9 protein-coding genes and 2 pseudogenes are annotated in these 11,095 nt (G+C 65.8%); 3 read left to right on the top strand and 8 right to left on the bottom strand.

Features of this window, described 5'->3' with window-relative positions:
- Window positions 1-406: 406 nt before the first annotated feature.
- Window positions 407-4,378, bottom strand: a complete 3,972-nt coding sequence (gene otsB / locus AB0J29_RS27195) for a trehalose-phosphatase (protein WP_364792123.1) — start codon at window positions 4,376-4,378, stop codon at window positions 407-409.
- Between the two features lie 449 nt (window positions 4,379-4,827).
- On the opposite strand from otsB, the gene AB0J29_RS27190 reads away from it, so the two are divergent.
- The 3 genes from AB0J29_RS27190 (at window position 4,828) to AB0J29_RS27180 (ending at window position 7,029) form a co-directional block, all read left to right on the top strand.
- A complete protein-coding gene (locus tag AB0J29_RS27190; protein WP_364792120.1) occupies window positions 4,828-5,799 on the top strand; it encodes an NAD(P)H nitroreductase in 972 nt (323 codons plus the stop codon).
- A gap of 295 nt (window positions 5,800-6,094) precedes the next feature.
- On the top strand, window positions 6,095-6,424 hold the full coding sequence (locus AB0J29_RS27185; protein WP_364792117.1) for a DUF1918 domain-containing protein: 330 nt from the start codon (window positions 6,095-6,097) through the stop codon (window positions 6,422-6,424).
- A 5-nt stretch (window positions 6,425-6,429) separates the two neighbouring features.
- Window positions 6,430-7,029, top strand: coding sequence for a hypothetical protein (locus AB0J29_RS27180; protein WP_364792114.1), 600 nt, complete (start codon window positions 6,430-6,432; stop codon window positions 7,027-7,029).
- A gap of 212 nt (window positions 7,030-7,241) precedes the next feature.
- On the opposite strand, the gene AB0J29_RS27175 is transcribed toward AB0J29_RS27180, so the two are convergent.
- The 7 genes and pseudogenes from AB0J29_RS27175 to AB0J29_RS27145 form a co-directional block, all read right to left on the bottom strand.
- The gene (locus AB0J29_RS27175; RefSeq protein ID WP_364792111.1) at window positions 7,242-7,703 is read right to left on the bottom strand and encodes a DUF2267 domain-containing protein; all 462 of its coding nucleotides are present in this window, start codon (window positions 7,701-7,703) and stop codon (window positions 7,242-7,244) included.
- Window positions 7,704-7,712: 9 nt separating this feature from the next.
- A pseudogene (locus AB0J29_RS27170) lies at window positions 7,713-7,820 on the bottom strand (universal stress protein); the annotation flags it as partial.
- Window positions 7,821-8,144: 324 nt separating this feature from the next.
- Window positions 8,145-9,491: a phosphoribosyltransferase family protein gene (locus AB0J29_RS27165; RefSeq protein ID WP_364792108.1), complete on the bottom strand. Its 1,347-nt coding sequence runs from the start codon at window positions 9,489-9,491 to the stop codon at window positions 8,145-8,147.
- A gap of 29 nt (window positions 9,492-9,520) precedes the next feature.
- Window positions 9,521-9,904, bottom strand: a complete 384-nt coding sequence (locus AB0J29_RS27160; protein WP_364792105.1) for a hypothetical protein — start codon at window positions 9,902-9,904, stop codon at window positions 9,521-9,523.
- 41 nt (window positions 9,905-9,945) lie between these two features.
- Window positions 9,946-10,308, bottom strand: a complete 363-nt coding sequence (locus AB0J29_RS27155) for a hypothetical protein (RefSeq protein WP_364792102.1) — start codon at window positions 10,306-10,308, stop codon at window positions 9,946-9,948.
- Window positions 10,309-10,331: 23 nt separating this feature from the next.
- A complete protein-coding gene (locus AB0J29_RS27150; RefSeq protein WP_364792099.1) occupies window positions 10,332-10,751 on the bottom strand; it encodes an Hsp20/alpha crystallin family protein in 420 nt (139 codons plus the stop codon).
- A 179-nt stretch (window positions 10,752-10,930) separates the two neighbouring features.
- Window positions 10,931-11,095, bottom strand: a pseudogene (locus AB0J29_RS27145) (pyridoxamine 5'-phosphate oxidase family protein); the annotation flags it as partial.

Here is an 11,095-nt window from a genome sequence, read left to right as displayed (position 1 = left end):
GCCTATGAGAGGGCCGGAAACCGCATGCACTGGGAATAGCTATATGCAGCGATCTTATCGCTGGATCGACAGTGAGTTCACTGCTGACGGTTTGATCGGCGATACGCTGTACCGCGACAGGATCCGCCCCTCTCCAGCGTCATGATGCCCGTGTTCGGGTCTTATTTCTGTACCTCTGTCCGGTAGACACCCCGAAGCACCCCTATGGGTGGGCCGCGAAGATCCGGAACGAATTGCCCTCCGATCCCGGCCGGGCCACTTGGCCCGATAAGGGAGGCTGCCGGTTTCGATCGGGTACAGACTCCGACAGGCGAGGTTCCTCGACGGCGTGTCGGCACGCTGGCGACGTGTCGAGAGCGGGTGGGTCGGTCATCGACTGGAATTCGTACGCTTCCGGGGCTATCGGCTATCCAGTGTTGTAGATGCGAGGCCGTGCCGATTTCCGCTCCACTCGAAAGGTCCAGCCGGGCGCGAGTTGCTCGACATGGCCTCGGCATTCGATTTTGATCGGCGGCAGCTCACCCGGCTCGGACCGCACTTCCACGCCTTCACCGCTGATCCGGATGGTCAGCCGGTGACCGCGGTAGCTGATCGGGAACTCGAGCGAACCCAGGGACTCCGGCCAGTGCGGCGTGAATATCAAACGCCCGCCGCGGGTCTCCAGCCCCGTCAAACAGCGCTGCACCAGATCGATGCTGCCCGCCATCGCACCCAGGTGGATACCTTCCGCGGTCGTTCCGCCCTGGATGTCCCCGATATCGGATTCCAGGACACTGTCGAAGAACTCCATGGCGCGGTCACGGTTGGCACGGGCCAGCACCCAGCTGTGTACGACACTGCTCAAGGTCGACCCGTGTGAGGTGCGGGCAAGGTAGTAGTCGATGGTCCGCGGGATCATCTCCCCGGGCAGGTCGTATCCCAGTCGTTCCAGCAGTTCCCGGAGTTCGTCCGAGGACAGCAGATAGAACAGCATCAGCACGTCGGCCTGCTTCGCCGCCTGGTACCGGTTGATGTCGTCGCCTTCGGCGTCGAGGATCCGGTCCAGCCGCTGGATGTCACCGTAGCGCTCCCGGTAGCGCTCCCAATCCAGTTCGGCCAGTTGGCCGTAGCCTTCGAATTGGCTGATGACGCCGTCGTGGAACGGCACGTACATGCGGCGGCTGACCGCTGCCCAGTGCGCCGGCTCCGACGGTGCGACGCCGAGGGTCTCCATCAGTTCGGCGCGATCGCGCGGCGCGAGCAGCTCCAGCGCGTCGAGCGCCCGCAGAATCACCCAGACCGCCATGACGTTGGTGTAGGCATTGTCATCGATGCCTTCGTGCGGAGTTGCCGGATAGCCGGAATGAAATTCGTCCGGGCCGATCACGCCACGAATCCGGTAGCGGTCGCGGTCGGCGTCGTAGATAGCTGTGCTCGCCCAGAAGCGGGCGATCTCCACCAGCATTTCGGTGCCGTATTCGGTGAGGAATTCGCGGTCGCCGGTCGCCTGATAGTAATGCCAGACGTTGTAAGCGATCGCGATGCCGATGTGCCTCGCCCGATGACTTGGATCGGGGTTCCAACGTCCGGACCGGGGGTTGAGATGCATCTGCTGGCTTTCCTCGCGGCCGTCGCTGCCGGACTGCCACGGGAACATCGCACCTGCACAACCGTTTTCACTTGCGGCGCGGCGTGCTTCGGCCAGACGCCGGTAGCGGTACCGCAACAGCGATCGAGTCAGGGCGGGAAAGCGCAGATTCAACACCGGGAATACGAACAGCTCATCCCAGAACACATGTCCGCGATACGCCTCCCCATGCAGACCTCGCGCCGGGACGCCCACATCGAGGTCGGCCGTGTTGGGTGACAGCGTCTGCAACAGATGCAGCACGTGCAGACGCAGTATGCGCACCGCGTTCTCGCGGTCTTCGAGATCGATACGCAACCTGTCCCACAGGTGTTCCCACGCCGCTACGTGCCCCTCCAGCAGATCCGTGAACCCGGGCTGGCAGCTCAGCCAGCGGACGGCCTCCTCCTCCGGAACGGAGGTCGCGTGGTCGCGCCCGGTGAAGATGGTGACGACCTTCTCCAGGGTCACCGCTGCCCCGGCGGTCATCGGAACGTCGATATCGTGTCCGATCATGCCGTCCTGATCGACGAGTTGTCCTGTGCCGGTGGTCGTTTTCCCGTCCCGGAAAATTCTGCTGCGGGCCGCCAACGCCACCGGAATCCGGGATCGACTGGTCTGTACCGCTAGCAGCACCGAATCCGTAGACAGTTTCGTAGCGCGTACGGGAGTGAGATGATCACCGGACAGGGCTCGATAGCGTTCCACCAACGAGTTCCGTACATTGCCGTCGAGCGCCGAGCGGATCAGCAGACGTCCCGACCAGTTCTCGGCGACGATCGTCGTCTCCAGAGCGCATACGTGCGGCCGGTGCATGGCGGCGAACCGCCGCTGTGTGACCTCCGTGATCCGGCCCGCGGTGTCGCGGAATCGGAACCGGCGGGTGAGCACCGCTCGGCGCAGATCGAATTCCTGTCGGTAGGCCAGCAATTCGGCGGTGTCGACATCGAACCATGCACCGTCCTCGATCCGGAACGACACCGGCAGCCAGTTCGGCAGGTTCACCAGGCTCTCGTTGTCCACCATGCGCCCCGAGAGCTCGTCGCTGCGACGGTCGTAGACTCCGGCGACGTAGGTGCCGGGATAGTGGTACTCGCCGGCCCGCGATTCGGGTGCGGCACCGCGAGTGGCGAAGTAGCCGTTGCCCACCGTGCACAGCGCTTCGCGCAGTTTCTCGGTGTGCGGGTCGTACCCGTCGAAGACGAGTGTCCAGGCATCGGCCGCCTCCGAATCGGATTCGCGGCTCAGGGGCCCTGCCATCCGGTCGAGAATGTCGCGGACGCGACCGGGACTGTCTACCGCAAATCGCGCCGCAGTGGGCCGGTCCCCGTCCTCGGTGTGACGCACCACGATTCCGATGCCGTGCGACGCGACGGCATCGAAGGCATCCTCATCGGTGAGATCGTCGCCGAAGTAGATCGGCAGTTCCGGGCCGGGCAGATGATCCAGGATCCAGTTCAGGGCCTGGCCTTTGTCCCAGTCCACATCCGGGCGTAACTCGGTGACCTTGCGGCCGTTCGTCACTCGCAGCCCGCCCTGCTGCGCGACCGCGTGCACCGCACCGATCGCCCGGCCGACGACGTCGGGAGTGGCGTTGCGATAGTGCATCGCGACGGCGAATCGCTTGTGCTCCACCCGAACTCCGGGAATATCGCCGAGCCGGCGGCCGAGTTCTTCGGCAGCGGCGACAATCGCCTGTTCGGCGGCCGGTGCCGCATCATGTACGTGATAGCTGCCGTCCGGAGCGACCAGCTCGAAGCCGTGGCTTCCCGCGTACCAGACGCCTGCCAGACCCACTCGATTCCGCAGATCAGTCAGGTCGCGACCGCTGATGATCGCGACCGGGCACAGGCCGACGAGTTCGGTAATCGCCGCCGCTGCTCCGTCGACCAGGGCGGCGGCATCCGGGTCCGAGACGATCTCGGCCACCGTACCGTCGAAATCCATCAGTACGGCCACGTTCTCGGTATCGAGCAGAGCGGAGATCCGAGGCCAGGACTCCAGCGCACCGGGAACCTCCGACATACACCGGAATCCTGCACGCACCCGGACCTCGGCCAGATCGGCGACCACCACATCGGCGCCATGGAAACGCAACTGATCGGCGTGCCCGGTCCGGTCGATGCCGATGACCAGCGCGAACCCGCCGCGCCGGCCGGCGGTGACTCCGGCTTCGGCGTCTTCGACGACGACGGTCCGGCTCGGATCCGCGCCCAGCCGCCGCGCGGCCTCGACCAGCATCGCCGGGTCGGGCTTTCCGGCCAGCCGCAGATCCTCGGCGACCATCCCGTCGACGCGCACCGCGAACAGATCGCCGATACCGGCCGCCTCGAGCACTTGGGCACAATGACAGCTGGCCGAGAAGATCGCCGTAGCGAACCCCGCGTCACGCAACTCACGCACCAGCGCGACCGTCGACTCGAAAACCGGGATTCCTTTGCGGGCCAGCCGATCCTGGAACAGATGATCCTGACTATTGCCGAGACCGCAGATGGTGGCGGCGTTCTCCGGATCGGACGGGTCGCCCCAGGGCAGCGAAATTCCGCGCGCCGCAAGGAAATCGGCCACACCGCTGTAGCGGGGTTTACCGTCCACGAAACGCTGGTAATCCGCCTCGGTGAACGGTGAACGGTCCTGGCCCGGACCGGCGGCGTGTCCGGCGAGAAACGCATCGAACAGTTCGGTCCACGCGGCGGCATGTATCGACGCGCTGTCGGTGACCACCCCGTCCAGATCGAAGATCACCGCGTCGTGTCGGCGTGCATCGATCACTAGCGCAGGCTGTCCGCTTGCTCTCACCTCTTCAGCCTGGGGCGATCCATCCCCCTGATCAAGGGCCGGAAGTCCCGGCGAGTGACCGTCTGTCATCGCCGCGGGCTGGCGCACCGTCATCATCCGGTTCACCGAACCGACCTGACGCATCCATCTGGTTTCCGGTCGAGCCGGGCGCGTTCTTGCTCTTTGGGAAAGTCGCGTCACTGCTGGGGCGGCGTCGATATCCGGAAAATCGCCACCACTAAAAGGCGATAGGCACCGATCATAAGGTCGAAAGACCTGGTCGCGGGACCCAATTCCCCTATTCGGCGACCAGGTACGCGACAGAAGGTGGGATCACCACCTGTCGATCGAAGGAGCTGTCGCCATAGTCATCGCGTTGATGGTCATCGTGACCACCTATCTGTCTGCCAAGAAGTCATAGCCACGAGATAAGGAAGAGGCAAATGGCGCAAGCGCATCCCGATCCCGATACCCTGCGATCCGCGCTGGCACTGGCCGTGCGCGCACCGTCGGTTCACAACACCCAGCCGTGGCAATGGCGCGTCGGCGACCGCACGGTGCACCTGTACGCCGACGAGACTCGGCAGTTGTCGCTGGCCGACCCGGATCGGCGAGATCTGCTGCTCAGCTGTGGAGCGGCGCTGCATCACTTCCGCGCCGCTGCACGGTCGTTCGGTTGGCACACGGTGGTGCACCGGCTCCCGAATCCGGCCGAGCCGCAACACCTCGCGTCCATCGAATTCACCGCGACCACGCCCACCGCCGACGTCATCGCGGTGGCCAGAGCGATCACCCGTCGCCGCACCGATCGGCGGCACGTCACCTCATGGGAGGTCCCATCCACGCATACCGCGCACATCATCGAGGCGGGTGCCGCCGAGGGAGCGCTGGTCCACGAGATCGCGGGCGGCGGCACCCGGACGCGGCTGGTACAGGCCTTTCAGCAGGCCGCCCGCCTGCATCGCGACGACGCCAGATATCAGACCGAACTCGCGCTGTGGAGCGGGCGGCATGTCACGCCGGAGGGCGTACCCGCCCGTAGCGCTGTCACCGCGACGGATCCACTGACCCGCGAGTTCCGTAGTCCCGAGCTGACCGAGGCGGTGATCCGCGATCTCGATGACCGTGGCGTGCTCCTGTTGGTGCACACCGCCGCCGACGATCCGCTGTCCCGGTTGCGCGCGGGCGAGGCCACCAGTGCCGTACTGTTGGCCGCCACCACGTTCGGGTTGGCCACGTGCCCGCTCACCGAGCCGCTCGAACTGCCGGGCACTCGCGACTTGGTGCGCGCGGATGTCCTGTCCGACAGCGGATTTCCACAACTTATCGTTCGAATCGGCTGGGCCTCGACAAGTGCCCCGGAGGTGCCACTCACCCCGCGACGCCCGCTGGATGACGTGGTGCGACCGCTGTAGGCGATATCCCGACGGAACAGCCGGCATGTCACCGACCATCCGAACCGCGGGGTCGACCAGGCGCTATGGCAATAACTTGGCGCTATCCGACGGCCGAGCAATATCTGAGTTATCTCGCGAACCTGTGCGGCGGGTCGACCAGAAGGTGCGCGACCGCCTCGCCGAACGCCCCGGATTGGGGTGGTGCGCCGCGGAGCAGCCGCACCAGTTGTCGCGATTCTCAGGGGCCAACGGCTGTGGAGTCGGTGCCATTCGGTCCTGTCGCCGCATCGTGCGACGGCGTGATGATTGACATATGTTCGGTGGTCCGGTCATGTACGCACAACCAGGAGACTGGCTGATCGTCGAGGGCGGCGCCAATCGCGGCCCGACTCGGCGCGGCCTCATCGAGGAGGTGCATTCACGCGATGGTTCGCCACCTTACTTGGTGCACTGGTCCGATACCGGGCATCGGGCACTGACCTTCCCCGGTCCCGACGCCTATGTGCTGAGCAGTGTGCAGTTGCGCGAGCGGGAGCAGCGCGCCGCGGCCCGTTTCGCGGCACTGCGGCGTGAGCTCCCGCATCCGGCCATCTCAGCGGAATCGACGTCCGAGCCGGGCACCACGACACAGGGTACGAGGTGATCGAGATGTCGGAATACCCGTCCTTGCCGACCCGCTTGTGGCAGCGACGACCGTGGCGCACCAGTTCGCTGATGCGGGTCTCGGACCGAGTCGAGGTGCTGGTGTGGCTGTTCGCGATCATTGTCATGCTGATCGCGGTGCCGATCGCGGGCGCGGCGGGCACCGCGGGCTACACCGCGGCCGCGAGCCGGATCCGGGTCGAGAACGCGGCGAAGGCCGCTGTGCCTGCGACGATCACGACGCCGCCGGAACGGATCGTGTCGGTCGACGCCTACGGAACGACCACCGAACGATTCGACGCGACCGTGCGTTGGGATCAGAACGGCCGCACCGGTACGACGACCACTGAGGTACCCGACAAGTCCGCGCCGGGCAATGTGGTGCGAGTGTGGCTGGATGGGAATGGCAAGGTGACCGCACCGCCGGTGCGCACCATCAACGCCGCCGACAGTGGCATCGGCATCGGCATGACGGTACTCGCCGCCATCTGGAGTGGCGCAATCCTTTTGGGCTACGGAACCGGCCAGTTACTGCGGGTGTGCCACTACAAGGCGTTGGACCGAGAATGGCGCGGAATGAGCCGCCCGGTCGGACAGGACTCGTGACGACAGCCGACCACAGCCCGGACGGCGGCTGCCGCGATTGATGCCTCTCATGACCGGATCAAGTCGTCATCGACACCCGATACCGGGCTTCGGTCGCAACAATACCGAGTGAACTGTCTCGGGTTCGGGACTGCGCACAGTGGCTCGGCTATGACCTCGTGGATGAGGGAAATCCCTTGTATCACAATATTTCTCGGCCGGGACGACGGCGTTCACATCTCGTCGACAGTGCCCTCGTCGAAGGGGCCGGTATTCACGCCGAACAGCAGTGAGCGCAGGTCGGCTGGGAAGACGACCGCGACGTGATCCAACTGGCCTGGTGAGCAGAGGTCGCGCAGCGCGTCGGTGACGAGCCAGGCCAGGCCGGCGGCTTCGTCCTCGGTTACGCCGGCTTCCGCGGCGAACTGCTGGACGAACTCCGAGACACGGTGTGAGACTGGCACTTTAGTGGGTATCCAGCCCTCGAAGAAGATTCCGCGCAGCAGTTCGGGCAATTGTGCGCTCAGATGCGCGGCACCAGGTATCTCGAGCCGGTCGCGCACGCTATGCAGCCAGGCGCGGGTTGCTCGATAGGCGAAGGCACGGTCCTCGGTCGCCAGATCCTCGGCGATGCGGCGCAGCCATACATGCGCGGTCTGCACGGCAGGAGCGAATGGGTCAGCGGAGTTCGACATCGTTACCACCTAGTCGGGATGTGTCACCAGCACCGGGCAATACGCGTGCTGCACCAGCGAATTGCCGGTGGAACCGAACAACAGGCCACGGAATCCGTCCCGGACCCGGCCACCGACGAACGGGCACACGTTCTCGATGGTCGGGAATTCCGCGAGCCACTCGGCGGGCAACAGCGAGTGTGCGCGGTGATGTACCGGAAGCAGACTCATGATCAACTCAATTTTCGTTGGGAGACTGACACTTTCACCCATGAGACCCCACTGTGGCCGGAGCGCGGGCTGTCCGACCCGCAACGTCAGAGTGAATTGATCACATTCACCTTTCGTCATGCGGCCCATGGTGGGTCAGTGCAACGAGTCATCGGCAGTCGCAACTTCGGCCCACAGTGCCGGGCCGCGTCGCCTCGACTCCGGTGACCCTGGCTGCGGGATAGCGCACGTCTACGGCGTTTCGGCTCTGGACCGGTCCTCGGCGGCGATGGGGCCCAGTTGGGCTACGAACCAGTCGCGGGCCAGTTCGGCGACTTTCTCCAAGGCGCCCGGTTCGGCGAACAGGTGGGTGGCGCCAGGGACGACGGCGAGTGCGGTTTCGCACGACATCGCCGCTTGCGCACGCTGATTGAGTTCCAGCACGACGGTGTCGTGGCCGCCGACGATCAGCAGTGTGGGTGCCTGGACATCGGCCAGCCGGTCACCCGCCAGGTCTGGTCGGCCACCACGGGACACCACCGCGTCGATCTCGACCTGCGCATCGGCCGTCGCCGACAGTGCCGCACCCGCCCCGGTGCTGGCCCCGAAGTAACCGATCCGCACACCGGCGACGTGTTGTTGGCGCGTCAGCCATGTGGTCACCTCGACCAGCCGTCGCGCCAGCAGACCGATATCGAAGACCCGGGCCCGGTCGACCTCCTCCTCCAGGGTGAGCAGGTCGAACAGCAATGTGCCCAGTCCCGCCTGGTTGAGCACGCTCGCCACGTAACGATTGCGGGGACTGTGCCTGCTGCTGCCACTGCCGTGTGCGAAGACGACCATCCCTATCGGCTGCTCGGGAATGGTGAGATGTCCGACGAGTTCGACCTTTCCGGCGATGACCCGCACCTCGTCGTCGCGCAGCGGTGGGTCGTCCGCCGGAGCCGACAGCGGCTCGGGGGCATTCTGGGCCGCGCGGCGCAGCAGGTCGGTGACCTTCCGGTCGGAGGTCTGACCGAAGTGGTAATACCACTGCCCGACCGCGTGGAACCAGGACGGCTGCTCGAGGCAGATCACCTCGTCGGCCTCCTTCGACAGCTCGGCCAGCGTGTCCCGCGCACCGACGGGGACGGCGAGCACGATCCGGGCCGCGCCCGCTGCTCGCACCACCTGACAGGCGGCGCGGGCGGTGGCGCCGGTGGCGACACCATCGTCGACAACGATCGCGGTCCGTCCCGCGAGGGGAATTCGCGCGCCTTCATCCCGGTACCGTTCGACCCGACGGAGAAGTTCTTCGCGCTCACGGCTTTCCACGGCCGACATCTCCGCGTCGGTGAGCCCCGTCCCCTTGACGACGGATTCGTTGAGCACACGGACACCGGCCTCGCCGATGGCGCCGAACGCCCACTCCGGCTGATACGGAACCCCGAGCTTGCGCACCACGATCACATCGAGCGGAGCGCCCAGCGTGCGCGCGACTTCGAACGCGACCGGAACGCCGCCGCGCGGCAAACCCAGGACCACGGGATCGGCAGTCTGCAACGGTCGCAGGCGCGCCCCGAGTTGTCGGCCGGCGTCGGCTCGATCGAGAAATACCATCGCTCACCTCCTGACGGGTCATCGACCGATCAGGTCAGTTGGATCGTGCGCTGATGCGCGTCGACGGCGCGTCGCAGCTCAGCTCTGGACAATTCGTGCATGCCGCACTCGCAGTAGGCGGGGACCGTGTCCTCGGTGAGCGGATCGCCATCGAGCAGGTCGGTGTAGGGGGTGCCGTGCTGGCTCGCGTGGTGTGGCTCGTCGACGAAGTCCCGGTGACCGTGCGCGTGCGGGCCGACCGACGACACGTAGACCGCACCCACGGGCGTGTCGAAAACGGTTGCGACATGGTGACTTCGACCGCAGCGCACACGTACCACGACGTGCTCGTCGCGGTCTGGACCGAGTTCGTCCACGGCATGCCGGGCCCGGAGTTGGCGTTGCGCCGGGCTCAGATCAGCGGGGTGGCTCATAGCTTTCTCCTACTCGTGCTGCATTCGGGATACGGCCGGGTTCATATCGAATCGCCGTTCACCGCGGGTCCGTCGGAGGCCGGTTCGCAGCCGCGGGCAAGCGCGAATAGGCGGGCGCGGTACTCGTCCTGGCCGATCCGTCCGCTCAGCAGGGCGGCGAGCAGCACGTTCTCGGCGTCCAGGGCCACCCACACCTGGGCCGGATCGGCCCATTCGGTTGTCGGCGGTGCTTGCGACCGCGGCGGAGCATCAGTGTGCCGTGGCGCATCAGCGGCGATGACCGACCGTCCGGGCGATCGGGTGTGCCGACCGCACGATTCGGTGCGGCCGAGCACGTCCAGCCACCAGGACACCAGCACCACGAGTGCCGCGTACAGCACACCAGCCACCAAGCCCGCAATCATCCGGCCCTCCCGGGATTCGCCGGCTACTCGCCCGGTTTCACTTCGATCCGCTTGGCGCTCTCCTTGGTCTGGCCCATCGGGATGCTGATCGTGAGGATGCCCTTGGCGTAGGTGGCCTCGATGCCTTCGCCTTCGGCGCCGGGCGGCAGCGTCACCGTGCGGTAGAACGAACCGTAGTTGAACTCCGAACGACCCTTCTCCACATGCTTTTCGGCGCGTTCCGCCTTGATCGTCAGCTGCCGCTCCTGCACGGACACCTCGACATCTTTCGCCGGATCGATGCCGGGGATCTCCGCGCGCACGATGTAGTGGCCGTCCTCGACGGTGTCCTCCACACGCAGCAGGTGAGTACCGAACAGTGCCAGCCCGGGCGGGGTGAAGGCGTTCCAGAGATCGTTGAGATCCGGCAGCAGAGACGTGCGATGCACGGGAAGTCGGCTCATCATTCCTCCTCGTGGAACGAACTATTGGGTACCGTCCATTCCACTTCAGACCCGGATCACGGAAATAGAGCATCGAGTAGTCGTCGCAACGGACCGCCTGTCCCACCGCGAGTGACCAAAGTCCCTTCGCTGCTCCGAGTCGAGGTTCGCATGCGATGCCGGTTCGGCCGGGCGCGGCGTTACGTGGCCTTGTCGACGAGCCGGATGCCGGTGACGATGGAGGGCTCGATTTCGATGACGGTGTCGGTTACCTGGTCTACCCAGGGGTGGAGCAGTTGCTCGTAGCGGGCGATGCGTTCGGGGTCGGTGACCGGGCGGGCGAGCCCGGTCACTACGACCGACCA

Source organism: Nocardia sp. NPDC049707 (genome assembly GCF_040674855.1).
GTDB lineage: Bacteria > Actinomycetota > Actinomycetes > Mycobacteriales > Mycobacteriaceae > Nocardia.
The sequence above is the reverse complement of the archived record's forward strand: the minus strand, read 5'-3'. Positions and strand labels throughout refer to the sequence as shown.